The sequence below is a fragment of the Pusillimonas caeni genome (assembly GCF_003545815.1).
Classification (GTDB): domain Bacteria; phylum Pseudomonadota; class Gammaproteobacteria; order Burkholderiales; family Burkholderiaceae_B; genus Pusillimonas; species Pusillimonas caeni.
Genome location: NZ_PDUW01000003.1, coordinates 105,259 through 132,125, shown reverse-complemented (window position 1 = coordinate 132,125; position 26,867 = coordinate 105,259). Strand labels below are relative to the sequence as shown.

The following is a 26,867-nucleotide window of genomic DNA, read 5'->3' as shown; positions in this document are numbered from 1 at the left end:
CGGTAGGCCGCTTAAGGGGCGACGTCGACCACTGGGGACCCACCAGGCGAATGCCTGGTGGGGAGGGCTGTGCATGCGATGGCAATAGCTAACGAGCCAGGCCGCGAGCGGTGTCAGCAAGGCTGACCACCCCAGTCGCAATAGCATGCAGATGGTCATCGGGCAATCGGTCAAGTAACGCCGTTGCACGCATCTTCAGGGAAATCAATGCAGCTCCAGGCCAATCGGGATACTGCAGGACGAAGCCCAACCTTGAAGCATCATGCCCTATGTAACCACGTAGATAATTTGCAAGTTCTCCACTTAAATCGTGTGTGCTGGAGTCTGAGGGATGGGTCTGCATAGCCTATGCCCTCCCCTGGGCTGCCAATCGGTCAAGACCGGCCGCATGGTAGCCCGCATCAAGTTCGATACCAATGTAGCGTCTCCCCGCCTTATGAGCGGCTACGCAAGTTGAACCGGACCCAGCGAAGGGGTCGAGCACGATCGCTCCGGGTTCGCTGAATGCCTCCACCAGTGGCGCAAGGCTTTCGACCGGCTTTTGGGTGGGGTGTAACTTGTTGCCGGTGTATTTCCATGGCAATAGATCGGGCAGCGGGTTAACCGGCAGCGCTGGCTTTCCCTTTGCCAACAGATAGGCAGACTCATGCCGATATTGAACGTACTTTGCGCTGGACTGATAGGTCTTGGCAAAGACAAGATGGCCCACGACGCGAAAGCCTGCCTCCTTCCAGGCCTTGAAAAACTGATCGACCCTATTCCATCCATAGAATGAGACGCAGAATGCGTCACGGCGCAAGACCCGGTACGTTTCCTTGAACGCTGGTGCGAGCCAGTCGGCTTCGCGGTCGTTGGCGATGCTGCGCCCGGTTCGATCCTGGTAGTTCACCAAGTACGGAGGGTCTGTCAGCACAAAGTCAATGCATTGGTCTGGGAAAGTAGGAAGTATGGCGCGACAGTCGCCCAAGTAGTAACGCCCCATGGCAGCTCCTTGAGAAGGTGCAGCAATGGCGGCCGATCCGCATTGCACTGCACGGGGCAGGCAGGCGCGGACGAAGGCAGCGCGGTCAAGGGACGTGGAATAAATAGGGAGCGGGCACCGCGACTGGTTTATGCCGCGAAAGCCCTTGAAGCACTGATCCGGATCGGCTACAAGCTTTCGAGCCGAGCGGGTTCAGTGCGGCCGCGCTGCAAGAGGCGGCGACAGTATGCGCCGTGCAGTGCAATGTCTAGATTTGCGGAGCACTCACCCGGTTTTTTTTCTGACGAGCCAGAGTTCCGGTCGACGACAACAATGAGCGTCATTGAATGGACCCCTCTGATATTTAGAGCGATGCCTCCCAAGGATTAATGACTTCAACCCCTGCGGCTTCAAATGGGCTTGTGTCGCGGGTCGCCACGATCAACCTATGCGTAGCAGCGGTGGCGGCTATGTAGCCGTCTGCATTGCCGATGGCTTTACCCTCTGCTCTCGCCCTCGCCATCAGCTCTGCATAGGTTTTAGACGTGTCCAGATCGAAGGCCAGTACGCGGCCCTCAAAGATCGGCAAAACCACTTGCTCCATGCGGTCCTGAAAAACTGTCCGGCGCTTGCCCTTGGGCATCGCGGCAAGGCCGAAGCGCAGTTCGGCCACGGTGATCGCGGACAGATAAAGGGTTTCGATGGCCTGGGCGTCCATCCAGGCCATTACGTTCGGATCCGGCTCGGCCTTCCACAACTCGGAAATGACGTTAGTATCGAGAACGATCATTCAAACCTCATCGGCTCGGCGGGCGTTTTGTCGCGCTGTTGGTTAATGCGTTCGGCCTCGGCATTGGTCAGCCCGCCCGCCTCGCGGGCGATGGACGCCAGCAGAGAGCCGAGTTTGACGCGCTTTGGGGGTCGAGCCACGTTTTCAAGAATGTCGCGAATCTCCGCCTCGGTGCTGCGGCCATGTTGTGCCGCCCGCACGCGAAGTGCGCGATGCACCTCAGCGGGTAAATTTCTAACGGTGACGTTCGCCATGAAAGCATCCTTTTAAGAAAGACATCGTTGATATCATTATAATTTATCTGATATCAACTTGCAATAACATGGTTAGGGACATGGCAACCTACTCTCGTTGCTCCGTGGCGGCGGGTCGTTCCGATGTTTCTGACCTTTGGCCTCGGAGAATGCCTACCATTTCCTTGTCAGTCCACAGCTTTCCCACCCGAGCCTTGAGTGCATTTTGTGCCTGCAACGCTTGGTCCTCGATTAGGTCGGCACGTCGGCGCAAGTCTTCGGCACTGGACAAGAGGCTCAGTACCCCGTCTCGCCGTCGCAGAACACGCACGCCCACTTCGGGCAGCTTATCAATGGCCAGCAAGAATTCCATGTCGATCATGATGTCTCCTTGAGTCGTGGTAGGCCGGGTCGTCCGACCCGGCCTGCAGGTGCTTAGTTTTCAGCCGATGGAGTGATAACCTGCAGCGGCCCGGGCAACCATCCTTTGCCCGCCAGCAGCTGCTCGGCGTGCGATACGGCCTCGCCCTTCTTGAGCTTCGCGAGCGGGGCAGCAGCTTCATCGCCAAGCGCCTGGGCCACGACCGTGGTGATTTGGCCCTTCGAGACGTGGCCCAGATAACTATCGGCAGTGGGCTCCCACCACTGGTGAACGTCGACGCCGATAACAACCGCCAATTGGTCCAGGGTGGTTGCCCTGACCGATTCGGTGTGTCGCACACCCTGCACGCTGGTTCCTAAGATGAAAGCCAATAGCTCGAGCAGCGATGCGGTGTCTTGCTCCAGCGCCCATTGCAAAACGCCCTCGCTCAATTCACCGTCCTCGTCGATGGGCAACTGGTCGAGCCAGTGTTGACGGTACTTAGCCATTTCGGTCCCGGCCTTGCTCTGTGCAAAATCCGGCGCGTGGGCATCGATCGCTTCCGTCTTCAGATTGACGCCCAGGCCGTAGTCCCCCACCGAAAAGTAGCCGGTCCCGAACGAAGACCGAGCCAGCTGCGCGACCAGCACCGCCAGAGCAATGTCGGGCCGGCCTGCCAGTTCCACCCCGACGATGCCAACTTTATTGGCCGACAACTGCCTGACTAACCTTTCCGAGTGAGTGGGCCGCGTCATTGGTGCAGGCAGGGAGGTGCGCATGCCCGGCTCCTCACCGTCCTCGCCCTCACCGGACGATTGCGCTGCTTCTTGGGCGGCTTTACGGTCCTCGGGCCGGATCAAGCCATAGGTGATGTCGAGTGTTCCATCGTGGGAGACATAAACGCCGACGCCAGATATTTGTTTGGCTTCATCGGGCCACGCTTTTGCAGCCTCATGAATTTGAGCGCGCTGCGCGGCCAAGCTGTCGTGCTCTTCCTCCAGCTTGAGCCATTCGTCTTCGTCGCCTTCATCATCGACCAGGGCATCCATCTGGGCGCTGAGCGCGTCGATCCGCGCAGTCAGCTCCTTGACTTGTTTTGCGTGGGCCTTCGTGAGCTTCCCCTCCTTCGCGTAAACACGTCCAAATTTGTTGCTGTAACCGGCCCAGGGTGCGTCCTGCTGCGACAGTGCCCCTTGCATCCAGGCCCAGCCCTCGCCGACTCGGTCCATCTCCGCTTGTAGCTTCGCCTCGGCCAGCGATTGCAGGATGTCGAAGTGCTGCAGATAGATGCCCTGCAGATCGTTCTCTCCGGCAAACAGGTCGCGGTAGGTTTGGCCTCCGGCAGCCGCGTATGCGTCCAGGCCAACAAAACGGGCCAACGGATGATTCGCAGTTGCCGCCTGATTCGTGAGCTGCTTGCGTACGACGGATGGCTGCGTATTCTTTCGATCCCAGGCATTCATCTGGTTCCAGATTTCCATCTGCCGCGCCTGATCGTCCGTGATCGTAAAGGCCATCAATAGCTGCAGTGATAGCTCATTGTTCCGATAGGCTTGCAGCAACTCGGGCGCAACATTGGCAAGCTTCATGCGACCTTTGACGATATTGGGCGTCACGCGAAAACGCGCTGCCACATCTTCGACAGATTCGCCCTGCGCAATGAGTTCCGCAAAAGCTTCGAACTCGTCCGCAGGATGCAGGGGCTCTCGATAGACGTTCTCCGCGATGGAATTGCCGAGACCCTTCTTGGCTGGAACCTCCAGCACCGGTACAAGATGGTCCTTCGGCCAGCGTCCATCGGCCACGATGCGTTGCATGGCGCGATAGCGACGGCCCCCTGCCACGGCTTCAAAATGACCCCGCTTCTTTGATTTGACGACAACCAAGTTCTGCAGCAGGCCCTCTGCATGAATCTCTTCGGCCAACTCGACAATGCCCACTTCGCTGACCGTTTTACGGGACTGGTATTCCTTGGACAGGGTGATCTTGCTGAGGGGAATGTATGTGATGGTCATGGTTGTTCCTCCTTGATTAGTGGCGGGTGGGCGAAGCGGGGGTTTCAAGCTGGCGCAGCAGATTCGACAAGGTGCCAAGCTGGCGCATCGTCATAGCTGGTAGCCGAATTGGCCGGTGTTCGAGATGGGCTCGCAGCACGGTGACAGCGAGTTTGGTAAGATCGGGTTGCATCGCTAATACTCCTTCACAGTTGGTAGTGATGTTCGCCCCTTGTCGGTTGCCGCCGACGAGGGGCTTCTTAATTTCAGTGGATATAGGCAAGGTTGCGGCGCACTGCCTGGGCCGCACCGTTTTGCGCGCTCGAGGCGTAGAACTGGACGGCGCGCAGTGCCATCTGCGCCACGTATTCGTCGTCATCGATCAAGCGGGCAACGAACTCGTGATAGGTGCGAGCGCTGCGAGCGCGGTTCAATGCCAGTTCGGCCGCAACAGGTGCGACCACCGGCCGCAGACCATAGGATTTGAGCTTGCGTCCCGAGGCATTCATGATTCGGTCGAAATACTGGACCACTGCATCGGCGACGAAGCGTTCTTCGCGCCCTGCGACGGCAATTCGCAGCAAGGTACGCACGACGGTTCCGGGTTGTGTAGCTGCGTTCTTCATGATATTGGCCTCGTTTCGTTTGCTCGGAGTGAGCCTCGACCGTGTTGGCCGAGGCTAGGTTTTATCGATCAAAAGGGAATGTTGTTGTCGTCGAGGTCAGCGGGTGCGGGCTGCTGCTTACCTTTTGCGCGTGGGGTCTTACCTTTGGGTCCTGCTGGCTTATCTGAAGCGCCTGCAGCCGCCTCGCTGTTCTGACGATCACCGCCCAGCATTTGCATCTGATCGGCCACGACCTCGGTGCTGTAGCGGTCTTCGCCGGAGTTCTTGTCTTGCCACTTGCGCGTCTTCATGCGTCCTTCCACGTAGACCGAGCGGCCCTTGCGCAGGTACTCGCCGGCGATTTCAGCCAAGCGGTTGTAGAAGACGACGCGATGCCATTCGGTTTCTTCGCGGCGCTCGCCGGTGCTCTTGTCTTTCCATTGCGAGGTAGTGGCAATGGAGACGTTGCAGATGGCGGCCCCATCGGGGCTGTAGCGCACTTCCGGCTCGCGTCCCAGGTTGCCGACGAGAATGACTTTGTTGACCGATGCCATGAGAACTCCTTGTGGTTGTTGAGAAAAGATTCAGCGACAGCCGCTGCCGATGCCCCGCGCCGCGAGGCATGAGCCGGGGTTGTCAGTCAGGACGCGGGCCCGGATAGTCGGGCAGGCTGTAAATACCCCGCGTCTTCCATGCCTCTTCGGCGCGGACCTTATCGGCGTCAGACGTGCCGAAAACCCAATGGCCGTGCCAGTTGAACCAGTAGTCGAAGATCGCCCAGGCGCGTGCAGTAGTCATGTTCATTTGCTCAGTTATCGCCCTGGGTTAGTACCCGAGCCAGTCCAGCACTTCCTTACCGGTATAGGCAGGCTTGTCGCCTACTTCGCTCAAGAAGTCGTCCACATTCAAGGCATGGCGCTCAACTTCTGCAATTGCCCGCTCCCGCGACAACGTCGCATCGCACGCGTCCTCGTAGTTATCAAAGCCATGGGCCGGGATTTGGTCATTCATGTTTTTCTCCTTTAAACAAACGCTTCAAAAAATGGGCTTTTCCTGCTGACCTGGACTGAAGATTCCGAGCCCCCTTCGTGGGTTTTCGGAATCGACAACAGCAGTTGCCTGCTTCGGTGTTGCCGCCCGTCCTGTTAGTTCGTCGCCCTTGCCGTGCTGGGTCACGTAGGGACAAGCGGAAAGGGACCGTGGAATAAATAGGGAGCGCAGCGACCGGTTTATGCCGCGAAAGCCCTTGGAGCGCCGGACCGCAGTGATACAGTCGGCGTTTTGGGGCGACGGGCTGACAGGACGGGAATCAGAGGCGCCCGGCATTGGCATGTCGATCCGGCCGCGCGGCGAGCGCCCCTACCCGCGCCCTGGCGTGGGTCAAACTGGGCCAACGGCCCATTGCAAACGACAGTGCGCAGCGCCGGCAGGCGCGAAGGCGTGAGCAACTGTCTTGAAAGTCAAATTTCTCACAGAGCCCGGTCAGCCCCGCCTGCTTCTCAAGGTGGCTTTGCTTGACGAAACTATCGAATTTCGTTATCGTTTTTCGATAATGAAAAAACAACCGATACCGCGAACGATGGAGCACCACGACCTGCTGTCGGGGTTGATCCGTTTGCATGTACTGCACCACGCGGCCGAGCAGGAGATCTATGGGCAGTGGATGATCGATGAGCTGGCTCATCACGGCTACCGCCTCTCCCCAGGAACGCTGTACCCGATGCTGCACAAGATGAAGCGAGACGGCTACCTCGTCTCCCACCAGGAACGTGAGGGACGAACCGTGCGCAAGCTCTACACGATCACCCCCAAAGGCAGGGAAGGCCTAGCGTTGGCCAAGGACCGCATCCGGGAGTTCGCCGGGGAGGCAATGCACAAATGACAGATCCAACCGGTACCGTGCAACAAGAATCCACTGCAGCACACGGCTCGCCCGTGGAGGTTTTCGGCGCCTTTCTCAAGCTGGGACTGACCTCCTTCGGCGGGCCGATCGCGCACCTGGGCTACTTCCGCTCGGAGTTCGTCGAGCGCCGCCGCTGGCTGGACGACCGCAGCTATTCCGATTTGGTCGCCCTGTGCCAATTCCTACCCGGCCCGGCTAGCAGCCAGGTGGGTATGGCGCTGGGCTTGGAGCGGGCGGGTTGGTTGGGGCTGCTGGCGGCCTGGGCAGGGTTCACCTTGCCGTCAGCAATCGTGCTGATCCTGTTCGCCTTGGGTATCGACAACTACCAGGGGCTGGCCCAATCCGGCTGGGTGCACGGGCTCAAGATCGTGGCCGTAGCCGTCGTGGCGCAAGCCGTCTGGGGGATGGCCAAGTCGCTGTGCCCGGATCGCCCGCGTGCTGCCCTGGCTATTCTGGCGGCGCTGCTGACCATGGTCCTGCCTTCGGCCACGGGGCAGGTTGCCGCCATCGTGGCGGCGGGCTTGCTGGGCTGGTGGGGGTTGAAAGTCGAGCAACCGCGCGGCGGCCAGGCCCACAGCTACCCAGTCTCGCGCAAGCTGGGCGTTGCCGCGCTGCTGTTGTTTGCCGTACCGCTCGCCGGGCTGCCGCTGTGGGCGGCGGCCACCGGCTCGTCTACGCTGGCCCTGGTGGAAGGGGTTTATCGCTCTGGCGCGCTGGTCTTCGGCGGCGGCCACGTCGTGCTGCCTCTGCTGCAGGCAACAGTCGTGCCCAGCGGCGCCGTGAGCAATGCCGACTTCCTGGCTGGCTATGGCGCGGCGCAGGCCGTGCCGGGGCCGCTGTTCACTTTCGCGGCCTATCTCGGCGCGGTGGCCAATGGGCCGCTGCACGGATGGGTTGGCGGGCTGGCGCTGCTGGGCACGATTTTCCTGCCCGCCTTCCTCATGCTCGTTGGCGCGCTGCCGTTCTGGGAAGGGCTGCGCCACCGCGCAGGCATCCAGACGACCATGGCCGGTATCAACGCCGGCGTGGTCGGCATTCTGGTGTCAGCCTTGTACGACCCGGTGTGGACAAGCGCCATCCACAACAAGGCTGACTTTGGACTGGCGCTGCTCTCGTTCGGACTGCTGACCGTAGGGCGGGTGCCGCCAGCGCTCGTGGTGCTGCTGGCCGGGCTGGCGGGCTGGGTCATGGTGATGGGTATCTGAAGCCGATCGGCTGACCATGCACAGTAGCACCACCCACTATTTTCAGGCCTGTGCCGACTGGTCACTCCATGGTCGTCCGCTTTTCACCATAGCATTCATGATGACCAGCAGCTTACGCATGCAAGCCACGATGGCCACTTTCTTTGACTTACCAGCCGCCAGCAGGTGCTCATAACAACGCCGTATCACGGCGTTGTGGCGCATGGCGACAATAGCAGCCATGTACAACGCGCTCCTGACCGTGGCCCGCCCGCCACAAATGATGCGTTTACCGCGAGCCTGGCCAGAGTCCCGATTCATCGGTGCGACACCCACCAGTGCGCAGATCTGCTTGGCCTTGAGATGGCCAAGCTCCGGTAGCTCGGAAATCAGCGTAGCCGCCGTTGCCGGGCCGACTCCCTTGACACTCTTGAGCAATGCAGTCAGATCAGACTGGTATTGAACCAGATGCTCCGCAATCCTTCGATCCAACATCTCAAGCTGTTTTGCCAGCACATCCATCAGTTCCGCAATATCCTGCACGACCTCCGCATGTGCCATGTGTTTGCGCTGACGCTCGCTTACCAGCAAGCGCACCAGTTGCCGACGTCGAAGTACCAATGCGTGCAGCTGCTGTTGTGCTTGGTCGGGCATTGGTTTGATGAAACGATCTCGATCAGGGCGCTGATTTAGCACCTGTGCCAGTTCAGCCAGCATCCTGGCATCCACACTGTCAGTTTTAGCCAATCGCCCCATGGCCTTGGCGAAGTCCCGGGCCTGCCGCGGGTTGATGACGACGACAGCGAACCCCGCAGCCTGGAGAGCGCAAGCACAGGCCAATTGATACTGGCCGGTCGCTTCCATCACGATCAGCGAGACCTGATAGTTCTTCAATGCTGTAATCAGCGCTTGATGTCCAGCATCATCGTTACTGAACACGGTCGTGGACTGCTGCTCATGTCCAATGGCTACGTCCATAGTTCTCTTTGAAATGTCGATACCGACTGCAACTTGATTGGCCATGATTTCTGTGTCCCTTCCTTGCAAATGCGAACGACGTTCACGCAACTGTTCGGGCTTTCAGAAATCGGACGCAAGCATGCGCCCAGGACTCACGCACGGGCTCAAGAGGCACCGAGGGATGACGAGCTACATGCTAACGGCCAACCCTGAACCCTGACAGGTCCAGGCGTGACGGCACCGCCGAACACGCACCTCAAAGATACAAGGGATCAAAGCCCGTAGGGGCGAGACTGCGCAGCAGGCTCGATGCGAAGCACGCGAGCCCGGCCCGAAGGGACACGCAGGAACCAGCGAAGTCACAACAGACCCAGCCACATCAACACTGATGCCTGCGGCTCTTGCAAGTGCAATTGGACTACCGATCGTGTTAAGCTAGTTGCGTTGACGAAACTAATTCATTGGCCGTCATCACATCACATGACACAGATCAAAAAAACGCTCTCATCCTCTAAAGCAAAGCATTATTCGAATGCTGCTGCTCGGGTGTTGTCTCTTCAGAATGAGCCATCATCACGCAAGGGCGTGCCCAATCAGGTTCGCCGCCTGACGGACTCCGACGTCTCCAAAGTTCTCATTCAGTTGAAGCACAGCGCACGGGACAACCCTGAACAAGCCCGTGAATTACTCAGACGCGCGGGAATTCTCACTTTGAAGGGCAAGCTGGTTAGGAAATACGGCGGCTAAGCGCCCAACTTCATCGCGCGGCACATGTACACCACATATAAGAAGCAGCCCAGCTTCGTCCTGGGCTTTCATGGTTGCGACAAGACCTGGGGCGAAAAGATATTGGCCGGCAAGGCCAAGCTCAATAGCAGCGCCAATGACTATGATTGGCTCGGTACCGGCATCTATTTCTGGGAGAGCAACCCTACGCGTGCCTTGAAGTTCGCCCAAGAGGCAGCCAAGCGCCCGGAACTCACACAAGGCAAGATAAGAAAGCCCTTTGTGCTGGGTGCGATTATCGATTTGGGCCTATGCTGCAATCTTCACGATCAAAGTGCCTTGGATGAATTGAAGGCAGCCTACACGTCGATGAAAGACATGTCTGAGATTGCCGGCACGCCCATGCCGCAGAATAAGGTCGGCCCAGACAAATTGATGCGCCATCTTGACTGCGCGGTGATCAATTACATGCACACGCTACGCGAAGTAGCGGAGTTGCCGCCTTACGATTCTGTGCGCGCCGCTTTCCATGAGGGCGGCGACCTCTACCCGGAGTCAGGGTTCACAAAGAACTCGCATGTACAAATCGCCTTGCGAAGTGAAAAGCAGATCCTCGGCTATTTTCGGCTGAGACCCTGAATGATCGATCGGGCCATACACGGACCAAGAGCTGAGCCGTCTCTGTTTAGCCGCTAAACAAAGGCTACTGCCGAGACGACCCCAGATCTGACGGCGCCATCGATTTTTTGCTAAAAATACTGCATATATTTGCAGTATCAGTAGCATGAAACCGCCTGCGCTAGCCCGAGATGAGTTGATCGGCATCCGAGAAAGGAACCAAAAAAAGCGGGACTGGGACGTCTGGTGGCTGCTCCATGACGTGAGCCGGCTCCGCGGCTTATTGGCGCGCATCTTCCATTATTTTCAGCTTGGCCGACGTTAAATATCAATATGCCCATGACATACGCTTTAATCTCATAGAGCACCTGAAAGATGAACCATGCGTACAAGAAAACAAACAGTTGCATGAGGAATTGCGCGAGGAAATGCGCAAAGTAAGGCGTGGCCAGGTAATCAGTAGCAAGAAGGTCTCTCATGACGAATCGAACGGCATCCTGACCAAAGTGCCAGGCTACGAAGAAGCAGTGAGCCAGCTTCCGCCGCCCGCGATTGCAGAGGAACGCCCCTGTATCGTCGAGGTCCAAGCGAATAAAACGGGACATACAGGCTGGCGGGATAGAGAGCAACGGGCGTTTCTATAGCAAAATACTGCACATTAAAACAGTATCTTATATCCGACCCAGAGGGACCTGGTATTGCGCTGCCCGGCAGTCGCCCGGCAGCGCCCACCCTTTAGAACAGGGTCATCTGTCCGGCGCCTGCGAGAATACTCGGTGCGTGCGGCAAATGCTCTGCAGCCGCCTTCGGCGCCTCGATCAGGGACTGTGCCGGCCTGACGGCACGCTTGACTTCGAGCCGTCTGCCCCACCTGCCCAGAATATGCGCCGGTGTGTACCAGGTGGACCACGTCTCATTGCTCAAGGCATTGCCATGGAGAACGATGGCCGGAATGTGTAGCAGAGAAAGCTGTACAAAGCACATGTGCACGCATCGCGTATCGATGTCTATGGCCGTGGCGTGCAAGTATTGCTGATAGTTCAGGCCCTCTTCATGCAATGCCTGAGCGGCCGCTACGATCATGCCGCCCGCTCCTGCGGCCGGCTCCTTGAGTTGCACCAGACCATTGGCTTGGATGAAGTCTTTCGCACCCGTCATATTGATGCCCGCCATCAAACGGGACACTTCATACGGGGTGAAAAACTGCCCGCTGTCCGAGTTGCCCAAGTCCAGCATCATATAGAGTGCGCCCAGCACGTCTGCGAACGCCACGTCTCCGGCCGTGCTGAAGCATTCTTCAAACGCCATCACAAGGTGCGAAAGGGCGTGCGCAAGCGCATCAACGTCTTCACGTTCGTATTGGCCGACGATCTGCAGGTAGCGAGCCTCTCGCTCATCTCGTTGGGTCAGGTCGAGTCGGGCCAAGGCGATGGCCGACATTTCAATCCAGTCTGCAAAGACTTTGCTCATGCCGCGCTTGTGCGCGATGCCTTTTAAGAGTTTGACAATCTGGATCTGGTGCGAACCCGCGGTTGTGTTGAAGCGACGTGTTTGTGCCTTCGTGGCCATGTGGATCTCCGGTTAGCAGGGGCGGAATTGCCCTGCTTCCGGTTCCGCATGCAGCAGCGCAGGACTCAAGGGGCGAAGCCGGCCGGGGGCCGCAAGCGCCGGCCCCGCCGGTGCGCTGCCCTTGAATCCGAGAACTGCATGACACAATGACCGGACAGCAAGACCGCCCACAGTGGTGGGCTGGAGATCCTGCTGGCCAGCACTTCGGCCGTGATCAGCTGCGCTTCTTAGCAGGGGCGATCTGGACCATGCCATCGGCGAAACAAAAAAATGGGCCCGTCACATCGAACGGGCCCCTGTGTCGACTTAGTCGATTAAGCGGTAGATAGACTTCCACTCAGGATGAGTCGCAGCGAAATCACGCAGCAGATGATAGCGCTCAACCATACCTTCGTCGCGGTACTCCTCAACCAGTTGGCATAGCCCGAATAGCGTGGCAACGATGCCAGCCGCCTGTCCGCTAACGAGCTCGTCGGACCAGTTCTGAGCCCACGCCAGGTGCATTTTTTCGTCACGCTGCGGCGCCATGAACATCGCGCCATTGGAGGCCTCAAAATACTGCCAATAGCCACCGTTATACGCTTGGCATAGTTGGCGCATCCACCCAAATACGACATGCTCGCCCAGAAGGAAGGCTTGTCCTGTAAAGAGCTTGGGAAGAAAGTCCATGCGGGCCGGACCCGTTACCTCGGTGACCACGATCGGATTTGTAGCAACTGTCATGTTAATGCTCCGTGTTTGCAGGGCGGAATTGCCCTGCGTCCGGAACAGACATGCAGCAGCGCAGGACTCAAGGGGCGCAGCCGGCTGGCGGCCGCAAGCGCCGGCACCGCCGGTGCGCTGCCCTTGAATCCGAGAACTGCATGACACAATGACCGGACAGCAAGACCGCCCACAGAGGTGGGCTGGAGATACTGTTGGCCAGAACACGGCCCGTTTTCAATGGCGCCTCAAATAGGCTGCCAGACCGGCAGCCCAGAACGGTGTGCGCTATAGGAGACCACGCTCGGCGAAGGACAGGCTTTTGCCACCCGCGACAAGGATGTGGTCTATTAGTCGAACGTCGACCAGCGCCAACGTGTGCTTCAGCGCTATCGTCAGCTGTCGGTCGGCCTGGCTGGGTTCCAACGATCCGCTGGGGTGATTGTGAGCGATGACGCATGCGGACGCGTTCGTGGCCAGAGCGATTTTGGCAACCTCTCGCGGGTAGACTGAAGCTTGATTATGTGTGCCGCGAAAGGGCTCCTGATATTCGATGAGCTCATGGCGATTGTTAAGCAGTATCAATCCGAAAACTTCGTGCTCCAGGCCAAGATGCAATTTGTGCTCTAGGAATTCGCGCACCAACCGCGGCTGATCCAAGAGAGGCCCTTTAGGGATGGAGTCTGCAAGCCGGCGCGCCTCGGCCAGCACCAGGTCGACACTGGCGAGTTCCAGGCCCGCAGCGCCTTGGACAAGCAAGGTTCCAACGGGCCAGCTGCTGAATGAACGTTCGAATAGCGAGTACTGCATCGGTCTCTCCTGAAGCGACGGGCGGGATTGCCCGCTGCCACCAAAGACACGGCGCAGCGCAGGGCTCAAGGGTCGAAGACGGCGCCAGCCGCAAGCGTCACGCGCCGCCCTTGAACCCGAGAACGGCGTGGCACACTCGCCAAATCAGCGATCCCGCCACCCGCCCTCCTAGTAGAGGTTGCTCCTAAAAGAACTGGCTTAGCCAGCCGTAAAACTAATATCCGGGCAACCCAGAACCGTTAAAGACTCATGAGCATAAGAGGAATCCATGTACACAGACCTGCGTTACAAAAGGGCCACACATCACAACCTCTTTCCACTGGATTGGCCTTGGGCAATGCCCAGAGCGCCAGCAAGCTCGTGTTCTTTACCTCACCAACCGACGAAACGCTGAGTGGGGTCGCAACACAGACGGCCCCCGTTTCACAAGTATACGAAGATCCCAACTGGGTTCACGATATGCAGGCAGTCCAGCAGATCGCCGTTAGAACTTCCCAGATTGGCCTTTTTCCGAGCTTTGTGACAACGTCGGTGATCAATAGCACCCAGGGACATCCTCCTGATGTCCTTCTTCATATATCCTGACGCCCGATCCAATGCTGATGGACAGCGTCTTCTAGGTTAATGGACTTTTGGACGGTGGGCCCCACTGCTTCACGCGGGTCAAGCCCATCTCGTAGAAATGGCATAGCTCGCTCTCTCGTCTCGCGAGCCTCACTCCTGTTCATTAAAGAAACGTCGCCGAGTTAGGTTGCGGGAGCCCTGCCGATTCGCCAAAAAATCAAGAAAAGAGTCAATACCGGGGGAAACGCACAATTATTCCAATGCCGCGTTCAGATAAGCCCTCTGTAAACTCAAGCGTCGCCCCGTGAGACAACACGATTCTTTGCACTATTGCCAAACCGAGACCGCTGCCCTCCTGCCAGGTGCCGGGCATGCGATAGAAACGGTCAAATACGCGTTGGCGTTCTGTCAGGGGGATACCCGGCCCGTCATCGAAAACGCCCAAATCAATATATTCGGATTGAGCAGAGCCAGTGATACGGACTTGGACATGTTGCCCTGTAGAGTTATATCGAATCGCATTGTCGACAAGATTATCCAGAATCGAGATGAAGCCAGCCCGGTTCACCGACCAAAATAGCGTATCGGGCGCTTCAAGAGACAGACTAATACTTCGTTTACGGGCGATAGACGAAAGCGAAGCCAATCGCTCTCTTGCCAGATTAGCGATATCAACTGTTTCTCGTGATACCAAGGCCGATTCTGCATCGACATGGGCGATGGCAAGCAATTGAGTTAGCAGATGAGAAACGCGTTCGATATTTTGCTGCAGCCTATGTGCCTCCTGCCGTTGATTCACCTTCTCTTGCGCTGATATCAACAAATGCGCCTGAGTGGTGATGGCGGCAAGAGGGGTACGCAACTCATGGGCCGCATCGGCCAAGAAGCGCCGCTCGGCGTTAAGAAGCGTGTCTTCACGCTTCAGAAGCCCATTTAGCTCCTCTACTATCGGCGCTGTTTCGGCATACAACCCCGTAAGGCGGACAGATGAAAAATCTCCTGCTTGGCGTTTTGCAATTTGCGTGGCCAGCGCCTTGAGTGGGCGAAAACCGTAATACGCCGTACCTATCATAACGACAGCACTCCAGGCAAGAATCAACATTTGCGAAAGCCCGATGTCCGTCAGCATGGGCAAACTGGTGGCCACGCGGCGGTCACTCCGCTCAGCGATATGCACCCTTACCGCTAAATTGCTACTGACGGCAGCTACGGTTCTCCAGGAACGGCCGGCCCATCTCCTCTCCATAAAAACCCCCTCCTCCCCCGCCATGGGATGATCAGGGGCTCCCCCGGTTTCATATAGCAACAGGCCTGATTTGTCCCAAACCTGGTATAGGGGCGCATAGCTTTTGGCTGCCCCATGCGTTACGAGCTCTTGGCTATCGATGAACAACTTCTCAGCCACCTTGACGCGTCGCACAAGCTCTTGGGAGTTGTGCGGCGTTACGCTGGCGGCCTCAGCCAGCGTATTTGCGAAGTAGAACATTCTGCGATCAAGGTCGCCTTTTTCAAATTCAAACCAGTGAAAAAGAAGCCAGAAAAATACCAGCAAGCACGCCGCCGCCATTGCGACGGCCTGCGACAATATCAGGCGCCGTAGAAGCGATGGATATTTCATGCTCATGCATTCTCTAGCACATAGCCCACGCCACGCACGGTGCCTATGAGATGGCTGCCAATTTTGCTTCGCAGGTTGTAGATGTGGACATCGATGGCGTTGCTGTCGGCGCCCTCAAGCAGCGAGGCGGAACGCTCTATCTGAGCGCGAGTAAGCACCTTGCCCGCATCCAACGCAAGCGCCAGCAAAATGTCATACTCACGCGCTGTAAGCTTGATCTCCACGCCGTCAACAGCCACCTTTCTTCGCGCCGTATCGATGGAAAGCGGACCGACCTGCCACGAAGCGGTCAGCTGCTTGCATTGCCTGCGCAAGAGAGCGCGAATCCGGGAAAGCAATTCCTCGATAGCGAATGGTTTAGGCACATAGTCGTCAGCGCCGCCATCCAGGCCTGCCACACGATCATTGATCGAATCTCGCGCCGTCAGCATAATCACGGGCGTTGCATCGCCGCGGGCACGCACCCACCCCAGCAGGTCAAGGCCCGACTCACCTGGCAGCATGATATCCAATAACAAGAGATCAAAGGAGTAGCTGGCGAGGAACTTCTTCGCATCGCTCGCGTGGCGCAGCCACACCACGTTATAGCCTGCGCTGCGCAGGACCCGCTGGAGTGAGGTGCCAATGGGAATATCGTCTTCGATAAGGAGAAGCTTCATCGCTCGTCAAGATATAAATTATTTACCAGCAGTACGCGGACTCCATCGAACGGTAGTTACTGTAGCACCGTCAGCCAAAACCGAAAGAGACGCTTTCCTCCTCCATTGCGGCTCTTAACCATTTCTTCATTTTGACCTTTGTACACTGTAACAACATATATAGGTGCGGCCAGCAGTTCTTCGAAGAACTGAGTGTGATCCTTGGCTCATCAGACGAGTCGGAATAACAATCCCAGGTTTCTGTAGGCTGTCCGTATGTCGAAAAACCGCTCTTCCTGCACGCCTTTGCCTGAATTCTGCACGCTTAGCATTGTCATCCCGGTGTATAACGAACGGGACGTACTGCCCCTATTCTATCGCCGACTGGCTCGTGCTCTTGCCGATCTGCCCAGCGAGAACGAAGTGCTGTTTGTCGACGACGGCAGCACGGATGACACGCCACAAATTCTCGAGGCGCTCCGTCAAGGCGATTCAAGGGTGGGCGTGGCGCGGTTAACGCGCAACTTCGGCAAGGAACGCGCGATAAGCGCCGGCCTGGAGTTGGCGCGCGGCGATGCTGTCGTAATCATTGACGCAGATCTGCAAGATCCTCCCGAACAAATTGTTCATATGTTTCAAGCATGGCAAGCGGGCGCAGAAGTCGTGAACATGCGTCGACGGCAACGCGACGGAGAAACCTTATTAAAGAAGGCTACATCGCATGCCTTCTATAGGGTGATCAACCGTATCAGCGACGTGCCTATTGCGCACGATGTTGGCGATTTTCGTCTTCTGAGCCGAAGAGCAGTCACGGCACTTAACTCATTGCCCGAGCGCTGTCGCTTCATGAAAGGCATGTTTGCCTGGATCGGTTTTGAGCAAGTGACCCTTGATTACGACCGTCATGCGCGCCACGCCGGCAGGACCAAGTGGCAGTACTGGGGGTTGTGGAACTATGCGCTGGACGGAATCACCTCATTCTCTACCGCCCCGCTGAAGCTGGCTATGTACACGGGCTTAATTAGTGCAATAAGTGCATTCCTGTATGCTTTTTATTTTCTGCTGAAAGCGATCATCGTGGGTGATCCGGTGCAAGGATTCCCCACGCTCATCATTACGATGCTGTTGTTAGGCGGACTTCAACTCATAGCCGCAGGGGTTATGGGCGAGTATATTGGCCGTCTCTATGTTGAGGTCAAACAACGTCCACAGTATGTGCTCAGTTATTATCACCAAGCTTCAATAAATGCAAATTCGACAAAATCGCTAAACCACCAGATAACCTGACGTCCGCGGCACATCGCATTCCGCCACTTTCGAAACCTGCTAGCGGCCCTCCAAATCATATCTGATGGTTTGGGGGGCCGCAGTTTTTCACTCAATGCACAGGGTCTAGATCATACGTTTCAGTTCAGCGTAGTCGCCACTTGTGCGCAGTGTCACGGTGACGTCCTTCTGGGTCCGGTTTCGCCAAAACCAGCCATGGTTGCCGTCGAACGCCGCTTCGAGCGTTCCCTCGTCATCGGCCACTCCGCGGCCCTTTTCGTACGATATGGACTGGCCACCGCCATCGCCATGGGTATCGTAATTGACTACCGCACCGTTGGCCGTCCACGAAAAGCTGGCCTTAGCTCCAGCAAGCATACTCAGTTTGACTTCGGCCCCCTGTCCTGGTTTCAAAGTAATACTTATTTCATCATTCCGCGCGTCCTGAGCAGCTGCCGATGAAGTTGAAGCACTCGTCGGGGCAGCGGCCACCTGTTCGGCATTGGAAACGGATGCCTCAGACGGCCGAACAAGTGTACCGGCCTCGTCAGCCCCGCCAGCCGCGATATTGTCCACTTGCTGTGCAATCTGGGGCTGGGAAATGGTTGCTTTATCGGCAGCCGCATCAGCAGCAGCCTCGGCGGCAAGCTGCGTCTTAATTTCTCCCATCTGGGTGAACCCCAGTACGCGCCCAATGCCGGTGGGGTCGAAAGCATACTCAGACGGCAGAACAACGGTCAAAAGAATGAGCACGGCGGAAGCCGCAGCAATAATGGTGGATCGCCTCAGTTGCCGGGAGGTCGGCAATTCGGCACGTGTAGGTAGGTCTGCGTTATACATAGCGAATCCTTTTACGAAACAAAGTAACCAGTAATTTGATAGCCCATCAGGACAAAGCCCGCGCTCATCATGACGACATTAGCTGTGTAGGCATGGCGCCAAAAACTTTCTGTGCGCCGCCAATAGCTCATCGCAATAAGAATCACCCCAAGCGCCATCAACTGTCCGATTTCAACGCCGACGTTGAAAGCAAGAAGGTTTGGAACCAGGCCATCGGGCGATATTTCGTACTCGATGATTTTGGTCGACAGGCCAAACCCATGGAAGAAACCGAAGATCAGCGTGGCCGCCTTGGTGTTGGGTTGAAAACCCAACCAGCGCTGATAGGCACCCATGTTATCGAGTGCCTTGTAGACGACTGATAGACCGATGATGGCATCGATGATGAAGCTATTTATTCCAATGTTGAAATAAACTCCAAGCAACATCGTCGTCGAATGGCCAACAGCAAAGAGACTCACATAAAGGCCAATATGCTTCATCCGATACAAGAAGAAGATCACACCAAGTAAAAACAGAATGTGATCGTATCCCGTCACCATGTGTTTGGCGCCAAGATAGATGAAGGGCAGTAAATTGACTCCAGTGATTTCCTGGATGTAGCCCTTGTCCCCTTCGGCCACCGCATGTGCGAAGGCCGTACTGGTAAACAGCAGAAGGGTTACTAGAACAAGGCAAAACGAGGCCACTTGCCGCCTGGAATCAGGCGAGCTCAAGCGACCCCAACGAAAGGGTCTAAACATGAATGCTCCAAAATCTCAACAATAGGGAGGGGCTACTGTATCAGCCCCTTTTCTTAGGATGAATGAGCGATTTTCGGAGGCCGATCGATGCGGAAGTTGCGAGCCTGCGGAGCGGGAGGATAAGGTGCAGGACGCCATACCCGGGATAGCGATCCGAGTGACTGCGAAATTTCCGGCGGAAGGTTCTGTACTTCGTGGGTGTGGTCGAAGGAGTTATGCCCATGCAGATGACCTGCTTGCCTTTCTTCTTCGAGGCCGAGCGCATGGGTATGCCCGTGATCGGATGCAGTCAAGGGCAAATCGACATGTCGTTGCATTTCTGCGAGTGCCAACGCGAAAGGGTCATGCGAACTCGATATCGCTCTGGCTGAAATCGCCATGAGACTCAGTATTACGACAACCAGGGTAATGACACGAACCGATGTTCGGCTAAGCCAGTATTGCATGAAATCTATCGCATATGCTTAGTGAGAAGAGCGCAAGCGTTTCATATGTCGCGCGCATACAGTCGGCATGTTTGGGTTGCCGAGCCGACGCTCTTATAATCGCGGCCATCTGTGATGCAGGTCGTCGACGATCAGAAGATGATAGTGTCTGTCGCGGCTGGCATACTCGCGCATGTGTGGATGCTCAGGTGGCAGATCTGGGTGATCGTGGGCAACGTCGGATGGGTCGCCGGCCGGCCATAGCCTCAATGCCAATATTACGCCGGCAAGACCGATCAACGACATGACAATAAAGGTCGACTGCAACCCAAAGGCAGCGCCGAAGCGTCCCGCCAAAGGGTAGCAGATGAGCCAGCAGGCATGCGACAGTGCAAACTGCGCGGCAAATATCGCGGGTCTATCCTCTGCATGAGCTGAGCGGCGAAGCAGACGGCCCGAAGGCGTTTGTGCCGCGCTATAGCCAATACCAATCACGAGCCAAAGCGGCAGCAATAGAGCATAAGACGGAATCAATGCCCCAATGGCAGTACCTATAACCAATACCGCCGCGCCAGTGACCATAATCGGCCGGTCCGCGAGTTTGCTGAGTAAGCCGGGCAGCGCAAACGCGGCGATCATCGAGCCGCCTCCGAATGCCGCCAGCGCCCAGGCAACTTCCGCTTCGCCTAAGCCAAAGCGTGCCTTCACGATGACCACTGTATTGACGATCACCATTGCGCCCGCTGCCGATACAGCAAGGCTGATCGCCAACAGGCCTCGAAGCCGTGGCGTGGCGAGGTAAATGCGAACGCCCCGTGTGGTGCGTTCCCAGATGCTTCGGCCTGGCCCAGGCAAAGTCGCAGGTAGCGTGACGCTGACCACCAGCGCAGCGGAAACAAGGAAGCCAAAAACCGTGCCGACAAACAGGTTGTGAAAGCTGATGACGGTTAAAAGCGCCGCCGCCAGCATCGGGGAAATCAGGCTTTCAAGGTCATAAGCCAATCGGGACAGAGACAGCGCATTGGTATATTCCTCTTCATCAGGCAGGATGTCGGGGATCGTCGCCTGGAAGGTCGGCGTAAATGCCGCGGAAGCCGCTTGCAACACGAAGATCAGTAGATAGATCTGCCACACTTCGGTAACGAAAGGCAGGCAGATGGCTACTGCCGCCCGAATCAGGTCAAGGGCAACTAGCAGTGATCGACGGGGCAAGCGCTCGGCGAATGCCTGAGCAATCGGGGCGATTCCGACGTAGGCCATCATCTTGATGGCCAGCGCTGTACCAAGAACCGCCCCGGCATCCGCCCCTGCCAGTTCGTACGCCAGCAAGCCAAGCGCGACGGTCATCAAGCCGGTTCCCACAAGCGCTATCACCTGCGCAGCGAACAAATGGCGATAGGTGCGATTTTTCAGGACGGCAAGCATCGAATCACTCTAAATCTAAAGAATTGGGCGGGGCTCCGCTTTCGCCCAGACAAACATACTCCGAGCCGATTCACGTACAAATAATATCCTCCCTGGGGGGATATCGCAAATGATTTGAAATGGCGTGCCAGCAACTATCTCAAGGCGCGAACCTCCATGATTAAGAGGAGATAAATCGCCTTTTTTCAGTAGTGTGTGAGACGAACGACTGGAAGGCTTCTGATGGAACTCTCGGGAACGGTAGTTCGGCCACTTCGCAATGACGTTTTATAAGTACCGGGTGATTTCCTTGAACTCCGCCATGGCTTCACGCTGATCGCGTGCCAACGGGCCAACGACTTCGTCCAAGCAGTGATCCAGATGATCCTGGATCAGTGTCTTCTTGGCTTTCTGAACGGCTTTCTCTACGGCCTGGAGTTGTTGCGCGAGCTCTAGGCAAGGACGACCATCCTCGATCATCTGTATGACGCTATTGAGATGCCCCGCCGCGCGGCGCAGGCGCTTGATGATCGCGGGATAAGTCTGATGTGTATGCATGTCGAAAATTTTTGTCTCTACTGGCGGACGCCTCTAAGGGGGACGCATATCAGCATAAACAGCGGCGCTATTGGACAATAGTCGATATCGAGACAACAGTTTAGGGAACCAGGCTGTAGTAAGCAAGTTTTGGCGCAGGCACGCAAAAGGCATGATGATCCTAAAGAGTAAATGGCGTCGTAGCGGTTGTAGCCGTATATGCCCTTTCTGTTTCTTCTACAAATTTCTCCACTCCGAAATGCTGGCTGGCTTTTTCCCTTGCCTCTTTGCCCATTGCCCTTAAGTCGAATTCTTGGTCTGTAATTCCAGCCAGAATTTTTGAGACCACTTCGGGGGAGCGAATGGGCACTATCCAGCCATCTTTCCTATCACTTATGTTCTCAGGCAACCCAGAGTAGTCGGTAACAATGACGGGCTTCCCGCAAGCCATCATTTCTCTGCACGCAAAAGAAATGGTTTCTACCCGGGAAGAGAGCACATAACCTATATCTATGGCCTGGTTAAAGCACCGGACGTCATCGAGCATCCCAACATAGGTGAAATTTTCTGTCATGGACAAGCTTTCAATTTCTCGCAACTGCTCGTCCTTTATGGGGGCTCCTGCGACGGCTACATGAAACATATTTCGTTTCATTGGATCGAGTTTGGCGACGGCCCGAATCATATCCATCCAATTTTTATAATCGCTTGTGCCGGCATTGCTGCCAACGACAAATTTATGTGCAAATGCATCTCCGAAAATTCTTTTCCTGCATTCTTTTATCTCAGCCTCGGAAGCGGGGGTAAAGTAGCTTGTATCAACACCATTGGGTATGGTGTATAGAGGTATCTCTTTATATTGGCTGTCTTTGAGCATGTGCTTTACATGTGTGCAAACCGCAATTATCGCGTCAGTACCCAGCCTTGCCCTTAGCAAAGAGCCAATGAATTTAATAGGCACGTCATTGTGTTTTGTAAAGATTATTTTTGGCCTATTTTTCAGGAATTTACTTGCCGCCAGGGCAACCTTATGGTCAGTAGACCCGTTCACGTGAACAACATCAATTTGCTCTTGTTTTAGTATGGCCCGCAGCTTTTTTGCATATCGGGGAATTCGGTGAATGCTGGAACGAAAAGGCATTGCAAACACTCGTGTGCCCGCAATTTCTTGAGCAATTCTGTATAAGGCGCTTTCAGCTGGAGTAGCAACATATAGAGCATGCCTTCCATTTAAGTTTTTCAGCAACGTACTGATGTACGTAACATGGCCATTAATATCGGGACTATTGTGGAAATTTGTATAAAGAATCTTCATTGTCTTCGCGCCTCGACCCAGAGCCCTTGTTGGGCGCCGGTATCAAATCGACAATGACAGGGTGAGACATAACAAGAATGAGCGCCTTCCCCGCCATAGAAATGCAGTGTCTTGAAGCGCGGCGCGAACAACTCCGGAACTCTGCTTCAAAAGCAGGAACGGAACACGTACATCCAGTTGACGCATATGGGAAGCAACACCGCGTCACCATCACGCGTGGATATAGCCAGGCGTATGGATGCTGCCGATTGTTCGCTGGGAATCTAAGGACAGCCACGCAATAAGCACTGCTGCTTAATGGACTAAGCTAGAAAAGTCGTGCGCGGAGGCCGCAATAATGGCGCGATGGCTACTGTGCGAACGCGAGTATCGAAAGCCACAGGGATTGGGGAATGTGATGGCGAATAAAGCACTGTCGTATCAGACGTTATGGCGGTGGAATGATGATCCATTATCTCGTGCAACAGCTCATGCTGGGCGTCCGGTAGCTGATCTCCGGAATGGGCGTTGCCAACGATGTTCGATTGCACAACTGTCAGTTCAGTATTTCCGGCGTGCTCTGCTTCATGTGTGACCCAAGCGGCTTGCCAAGCACCGGTCAGTGCCCCCACTAGCATCGCTGCAAGCAACCATAACGAAACGGCAGTTCTCAGAGACATCGGCGAAGCGAAAAGGGAAGCATGTGTATGAGGCACGGCAATCGCATTGTCGATGCCTACAAAGTGCCCTGTCCTGTCGGACGGGATGAGGTTTTTACGCACAGGCTTGAATCGTGCAAGCCGACTGCCGAGGTCTTTGACAATACAAGCAGTACTGTGGCCGCCCCACATCTGGAGATGAGATACAAGCCTGACACTCCTTTAAAAGGCTTCTCGTTCATGGATTTCATGCCTGCGCAGGGCGGGCTCCGGCTGCTGCTTGTACTGACAGAACCGGAGCCAGAGCGAACCTACGCCTCGGTTATGCTGCCCCTGCCTCTTCGCGTTCAGAGTTTCGATGAAAGAGACGATACAGCGCCGGCAGCACCAATAGCGTAAGCAGCGTCGACGAGATGATTCCGCCGATGACCACAGTGGCTAGAGGCCGCTGTACTTCTGCGCCTGTGCCGACGTTCAGAGCCATAGGTATGAAGCCAAGACTCGCGACCAAGGCGGTCATCAAGACCGGGCGCAATCGCGTCATAGCTCCGTTGACGACGGCATCTTGCAGTGGCAGGCCATCGTGGAGCAGTTTGCGGATGAAGCTGACCATTACCAGTCCATTGAGCACCGCCACGCCGGACAGCGCGATGAAACCCACGCCAGCCGAGATCGAAAGCGGAATATCACGCAACCACAAGGCGGCGACTCCCCCTGTCAGGGCTAGGGGCACGCCGCTGAAAATGATCGCTGCATCCCGGCCCGAACCGAACGCCATGAACAGCAGGCAGAAGATCAGAATCAGTACCACGGGCACCACTACTGACAGGCGCTGCCCCGCTGAGATGAGTTGCTCGAAGGTACCGCCATATTCGACCCAATAGCCCTCGGGAAGTTCAATTTGCCGGTCTACCTGTTCGCGTATTTCATCCACAAAAGAACCCAGGTCACGTCCCCGTACATTGCTGGTAATCACTACCCGACGCTTGCCGTTCTCTCGGCTGATCTGGTTGGGTCCAGGCGACACCTCGATGGACGCGAGTTGGCCTAGCGACACGTAGGCCGCCTGACCCATGCCGGCGGCAATGCCGGCCGGCACCGGAATCGGCAACGACGCCAACGCTTTGGGGTCTTGGCGCTGCGATTCGGGCAGCCGCACTACGATGTCGAAGCGGCGGTCGCCTTCAAATATCTGTCCGGCGACCGCGCCGCCTAAAGCGATCGACACCGTCTGCTGAAGATCGCCGATCGCGATTCCATAACGGGCCAAGGCCTCGAGGTTCGGTTTTATCGTCATGAGCGGCAGACCCGTAACCTGCTCGACCGACACGTCTGCTGCGCCGGGGATGCTCTTGGTCAGATCTGCAATCTGCGCTCCGACCGCGGCCAGTTGCTCCATATCGTCGCCAAAAACCTTCACCGCCACCTCAGCTCGAACGCCGGCCAGCAATTCGTTCATGCGCATCTGCACTGGCTGCAGGAACTCGTACTTGCTGCCAGGAATAACGCTGACCGCCTCTTCCATTTCTGCGAGCAGATCCACTTTGGGCTTGCGCGGATCGGGCCAGTCGGCACGGTCCTTTAGCATGATGAAGGTATCAGCCACCGAAGGCGGCATAGGATCGGTGGCAACCTCGGCCGTGCCGATTTTAGAAAACACCTCTGCCACCTCTGGAAATGCTTTGAGCCGATCTTCGAGTTGACGCTGCATGCCGATCGCCTGAGTAACGTTCGTACCAGGGATGCGCAGGGCATGCAGGGCAATATCGCCCTCGTCCAGATCTGGAATGAATTCAGTGCCCAGGCGTGTCGCAAGCAAGGCCGAAAGGGCCACCAGCACTACCGCCACTGCGACCACAATGAAGCGCAGCCGGATTGCCTGCTTGAGCAACGGGGCATAAACGCGGCTAATACCGCGCATTACTCTGGTTTCCTTCTCGGCCACCTTTCCTGTGATGATCATGGCAATTGCTGCAGGCACGAAGGTCAGCGACAAAGCCATGGCTGCGGTCAGTGCTATTACCACGGTCAGTGCCATCGGGTGGAACATCTTCCCCTCCACGCCCGACAGCGCGAAGATCGGAAGATAAACAATCGTGATAATGAGCATTCCGAATAGTGCGGGCTTGATAACTTCCGCACCGGCTTTGGCCGCCAGGTCGAAACGCTCATCGCGGGTCAGCAGCCGGCCGAGCTCGCGCTGTCGTTCGCTGAAGCGGCGCAGGCTGTTCTCTACGATGATCACGGCGCCATCGACGATCAGGCCGAAATCCAATGCGCCCAAACTCATCAGGTTGGCGGAGACCTTGTTCTGCACCATGCCCGTGATGGTCAGCAGCATGGTAAGAGGTATCACGGCGGCGGTGATCAGTGCGGCTCGGATATTTCCCAGCAGCAGGAACAGCACTGCTATGACCAACAGCGCCCCTTCCACAAGGTTTTTTTGTACGGTGGCGATGCTGCGCTCGACCAGATCAGTCCGATCGTAGACCGCCTGCGCGCGCACGCCTTCCGGTAGCGTGGCATCGATCTCCTGCAATCGCTGCGCTGCACGCTGAGCAACGTCGCGGCTATTCTCGCCGATCAACATGAATACCGTACCCAGTACGACTTCTTCGCCATCCTTGGTCGCAGCGCCTGTCCGCAGGCTACTTCCCTCGATTACGTCGGCAACGTCGCCGACGCGTAGCGGCAGGCCTTCATGAGTCGCCACCACAATCTGGCGCAGCCCTTCAAGATCGGCCACCTGACCTGGAACCCGAATCAGATATTGTTCGCCAAAACGCTCGATATAGCCCGCACCGACGTTGGCGTTGTTGCGCTCGACGGCACTGAGCAGGTCGCTCATAGTGAGTCCGTAAGCTAACAGCTTGGCCGGGTCAGGCGTAATGTGAAACTGGCGTTCGTAACCACCAATGGTGTTGATCTCGGTCACGCCAGGCAGATTTCGAAGCTGCGGCCGCACCACCCAGTCTTGCAGGGTGCGTAACTCGGTCGGCGTCCATTTGTCCTCATAGCCCGGCTCGGGCTCCAGCGTATACATGAAGATTTCGCCCAGGCCGGTCGCCACCGGACCGAGCGTCGGATTCAAACCGGCCGGAATCTGCGAAGTCGCTTGCTGCAAGCGTTCAGCGACTTGCTGCCGGGCGAAGTAGATGTCGGTTCCGTCTTCGAACACCACGGTCACTTGCGAAAGTCCGTAGCGCGAAACCGAACGCGTGTAGTCCAGCCTGGCGAGCCCGGCGAGCGCGGTCTCGATAGGAAAGGTCACGCGCTGCTCAGCTTCCAATGGCGAATAGCCGGGCGCCTCGGTATTGATCTGTACCTGGACGTTGGTGATGTCCGGTACCGCATCGATCGGCAGACGATTGTAGTTCCAGATACCCAGCGCCGACAGAGCCAGTACTGAGATAAGGACGAACCAGCGGTGCGCGATGGACGCGCGAATGATACGCTCAAGCAT

At 56.6% G+C, this 26,867-nt stretch carries 28 protein-coding genes; 6 read left to right on the top strand and 22 right to left on the bottom strand.

Annotated features, from left to right (window positions below):
- Window positions 1–346 precede the first annotated feature (346 nt).
- The 10 genes from CSC67_RS07780 to CSC67_RS07745 form a co-directional block, all read right to left on the bottom strand.
- Complete coding sequence (locus tag CSC67_RS07780; RefSeq protein WP_118993957.1) at window positions 347–982, bottom strand: DNA methyltransferase; 636 nt, start codon at window positions 980–982, stop codon at window positions 347–349.
- Between the two features lie 343 nt (window positions 983–1,325).
- Complete coding sequence (locus CSC67_RS07775) at window positions 1,326–1,751, bottom strand: type II toxin-antitoxin system VapC family toxin (RefSeq protein ID WP_118993956.1); 426 nt, start codon at window positions 1,749–1,751, stop codon at window positions 1,326–1,328.
- Window positions 1,748–2,005: a FitA-like ribbon-helix-helix domain-containing protein gene (locus tag CSC67_RS07770; protein ID WP_118993955.1), complete on the bottom strand. Its 258-nt coding sequence runs from the start codon at window positions 2,003–2,005 to the stop codon at window positions 1,748–1,750. Before CSC67_RS07770 ends, CSC67_RS07775 begins: the two co-directional genes overlap by 4 nt.
- 88 nt (window positions 2,006–2,093) lie before the next feature.
- The gene (gene kleA, locus CSC67_RS07765) at window positions 2,094–2,366 is read right to left on the bottom strand and encodes a stable inheritance protein KleA (RefSeq protein WP_118993954.1); all 273 of its coding nucleotides are present in this window, start codon (window positions 2,364–2,366) and stop codon (window positions 2,094–2,096) included.
- A gap of 53 nt (window positions 2,367–2,419) precedes the next feature.
- The gene (locus CSC67_RS07760; RefSeq protein ID WP_118993953.1) at window positions 2,420–4,360 is read right to left on the bottom strand and encodes a ParB/RepB/Spo0J family partition protein; all 1,941 of its coding nucleotides are present in this window, start codon (window positions 4,358–4,360) and stop codon (window positions 2,420–2,422) included.
- A gap of 16 nt (window positions 4,361–4,376) precedes the next feature.
- The gene (locus CSC67_RS21335) at window positions 4,377–4,532 is read right to left on the bottom strand and encodes a hypothetical protein (RefSeq protein WP_167752799.1); all 156 of its coding nucleotides are present in this window, start codon (window positions 4,530–4,532) and stop codon (window positions 4,377–4,379) included.
- A 73-nt stretch (window positions 4,533–4,605) separates the two neighbouring features.
- A complete protein-coding gene (locus CSC67_RS07755; protein ID WP_135227444.1) occupies window positions 4,606–4,965 on the bottom strand; it encodes a hypothetical protein in 360 nt (119 codons plus the stop codon).
- A 68-nt stretch (window positions 4,966–5,033) separates the two neighbouring features.
- A complete protein-coding gene (ssb, locus tag CSC67_RS07750) occupies window positions 5,034–5,498 on the bottom strand; it encodes a single-stranded DNA-binding protein (RefSeq protein WP_118993951.1) in 465 nt (154 codons plus the stop codon).
- Between the two features lie 82 nt (window positions 5,499–5,580).
- On the bottom strand, window positions 5,581–5,742 hold the full coding sequence (locus CSC67_RS21330) for a hypothetical protein (protein WP_167752798.1): 162 nt from the start codon (window positions 5,740–5,742) through the stop codon (window positions 5,581–5,583).
- A gap of 27 nt (window positions 5,743–5,769) precedes the next feature.
- Window positions 5,770–5,955: a hypothetical protein gene (locus CSC67_RS07745; RefSeq protein ID WP_118993950.1), complete on the bottom strand. Its 186-nt coding sequence runs from the start codon at window positions 5,953–5,955 to the stop codon at window positions 5,770–5,772.
- Between the two features lie 442 nt (window positions 5,956–6,397).
- Between CSC67_RS07745 and CSC67_RS07740 the strand changes: the two genes are divergently transcribed.
- Together CSC67_RS07740 and chrA are read left to right on the top strand one after the other, a co-directional pair.
- Entirely contained in the window at window positions 6,398–6,826 is a 429-nt protein-coding gene (locus CSC67_RS07740) for a PadR family transcriptional regulator (protein WP_245220167.1), read from the top strand.
- A complete protein-coding gene (chrA, locus tag CSC67_RS07735; protein ID WP_118993949.1) occupies window positions 6,823–8,052 on the top strand; it encodes a chromate efflux transporter in 1,230 nt (409 codons plus the stop codon). The genes CSC67_RS07740 and chrA overlap by 4 nt, the downstream gene beginning before the upstream one ends.
- Window positions 8,053–8,094: 42 nt before the next feature.
- Here the strand turns inward: chrA and CSC67_RS07730 are convergent, their stop codons facing one another.
- On the bottom strand, window positions 8,095–9,054 hold the full coding sequence (locus tag CSC67_RS07730) for an IS110 family transposase (protein WP_118993948.1): 960 nt from the start codon (window positions 9,052–9,054) through the stop codon (window positions 8,095–8,097).
- 417 nt (window positions 9,055–9,471) lie between these two features.
- On the opposite strand from CSC67_RS07730, the gene CSC67_RS21215 reads away from it, so the two are divergent.
- The 3 genes from CSC67_RS21215 to CSC67_RS21210 all read left to right on the top strand — a co-directional run bounded on the left by CSC67_RS21215 (window position 9,472) and on the right by CSC67_RS21210 (window position 10,979).
- Window positions 9,472–9,738: a hypothetical protein gene (locus CSC67_RS21215; RefSeq protein WP_135227443.1), complete on the top strand. Its 267-nt coding sequence runs from the start codon at window positions 9,472–9,474 to the stop codon at window positions 9,736–9,738.
- A gap of 24 nt (window positions 9,739–9,762) precedes the next feature.
- Window positions 9,763–10,356: a hypothetical protein gene (locus CSC67_RS07725; protein WP_118993947.1), complete on the top strand. Its 594-nt coding sequence runs from the start codon at window positions 9,763–9,765 to the stop codon at window positions 10,354–10,356.
- A gap of 290 nt (window positions 10,357–10,646) precedes the next feature.
- On the top strand, window positions 10,647–10,979 hold the full coding sequence (locus tag CSC67_RS21210) for a hypothetical protein (RefSeq protein WP_135227442.1): 333 nt from the start codon (window positions 10,647–10,649) through the stop codon (window positions 10,977–10,979).
- A gap of 91 nt (window positions 10,980–11,070) precedes the next feature.
- Here CSC67_RS21210 and CSC67_RS07715 read toward each other — a convergent pair whose 3' ends face one another.
- The 5 genes from CSC67_RS07715 to CSC67_RS07695 form a co-directional block, all read right to left on the bottom strand.
- On the bottom strand, window positions 11,071–11,904 hold the full coding sequence (locus CSC67_RS07715) for an N-6 DNA methylase (RefSeq protein WP_118993945.1): 834 nt from the start codon (window positions 11,902–11,904) through the stop codon (window positions 11,071–11,073).
- A 306-nt stretch (window positions 11,905–12,210) separates the two neighbouring features.
- Window positions 12,211–12,627 carry an antirestriction protein gene (locus tag CSC67_RS07710; RefSeq protein WP_118993944.1) on the bottom strand — a complete coding sequence of 139 codons (417 nt, stop codon included), beginning with the start codon at window positions 12,625–12,627 and terminating at the stop codon, window positions 12,211–12,213.
- 267 nt (window positions 12,628–12,894) lie between these two features.
- On the bottom strand, window positions 12,895–13,416 hold the full coding sequence (locus CSC67_RS07705) for a JAB domain-containing protein (protein ID WP_118993943.1): 522 nt from the start codon (window positions 13,414–13,416) through the stop codon (window positions 12,895–12,897).
- A gap of 793 nt (window positions 13,417–14,209) precedes the next feature.
- The gene (locus CSC67_RS07700; RefSeq protein ID WP_118993942.1) at window positions 14,210–15,604 is read right to left on the bottom strand and encodes an ATP-binding protein; all 1,395 of its coding nucleotides are present in this window, start codon (window positions 15,602–15,604) and stop codon (window positions 14,210–14,212) included.
- The gene (locus CSC67_RS07695; protein ID WP_118993941.1) at window positions 15,601–16,257 is read right to left on the bottom strand and encodes a response regulator transcription factor; all 657 of its coding nucleotides are present in this window, start codon (window positions 16,255–16,257) and stop codon (window positions 15,601–15,603) included. Before CSC67_RS07695 ends, CSC67_RS07700 begins: the two co-directional genes overlap by 4 nt.
- A gap of 255 nt (window positions 16,258–16,512) precedes the next feature.
- Here CSC67_RS07695 and CSC67_RS07690 point away from each other — a divergent pair, with 255 nt between their 5' ends.
- Window positions 16,513–17,523, top strand: coding sequence for a glycosyltransferase family 2 protein (locus CSC67_RS07690; RefSeq protein ID WP_118993940.1), 1,011 nt, complete (start codon window positions 16,513–16,515; stop codon window positions 17,521–17,523).
- Between the two features lie 105 nt (window positions 17,524–17,628).
- Here CSC67_RS07690 and CSC67_RS07685 read toward each other — a convergent pair whose 3' ends face one another.
- The 6 genes from CSC67_RS07685 to CSC67_RS07660 all read right to left on the bottom strand — a co-directional run bounded on the left by CSC67_RS07685 (window position 17,629) and on the right by CSC67_RS07660 (window position 26,867).
- A complete protein-coding gene (locus tag CSC67_RS07685; RefSeq protein WP_118993939.1) occupies window positions 17,629–18,342 on the bottom strand; it encodes a transmembrane anchor protein in 714 nt (237 codons plus the stop codon).
- An 11-nt stretch (window positions 18,343–18,353) separates the two neighbouring features.
- On the bottom strand, window positions 18,354–19,085 hold the full coding sequence (locus CSC67_RS07680) for a HupE/UreJ family protein (RefSeq protein WP_209304293.1): 732 nt from the start codon (window positions 19,083–19,085) through the stop codon (window positions 18,354–18,356).
- 539 nt (window positions 19,086–19,624) lie between these two features.
- The gene (locus CSC67_RS07675; protein ID WP_118993938.1) at window positions 19,625–20,935 is read right to left on the bottom strand and encodes an MFS transporter; all 1,311 of its coding nucleotides are present in this window, start codon (window positions 20,933–20,935) and stop codon (window positions 19,625–19,627) included.
- A gap of 267 nt (window positions 20,936–21,202) precedes the next feature.
- Window positions 21,203–21,472 (bottom strand): metal-sensing transcriptional repressor, encoded by a 270-nt coding sequence (locus CSC67_RS07670; RefSeq protein WP_118993937.1) that lies wholly within the window; start codon window positions 21,470–21,472, stop codon window positions 21,203–21,205.
- Window positions 21,473–21,632: 160 nt separating this feature from the next.
- On the bottom strand, window positions 21,633–22,766 hold the full coding sequence (locus CSC67_RS07665; RefSeq protein WP_118993936.1) for a glycosyltransferase: 1,134 nt from the start codon (window positions 22,764–22,766) through the stop codon (window positions 21,633–21,635).
- Window positions 22,767–23,726: 960 nt separating this feature from the next.
- Window positions 23,727–26,867 (bottom strand): efflux RND transporter permease subunit, encoded by a 3,141-nt coding sequence (locus tag CSC67_RS07660; protein ID WP_118993935.1) that lies wholly within the window; start codon window positions 26,865–26,867, stop codon window positions 23,727–23,729.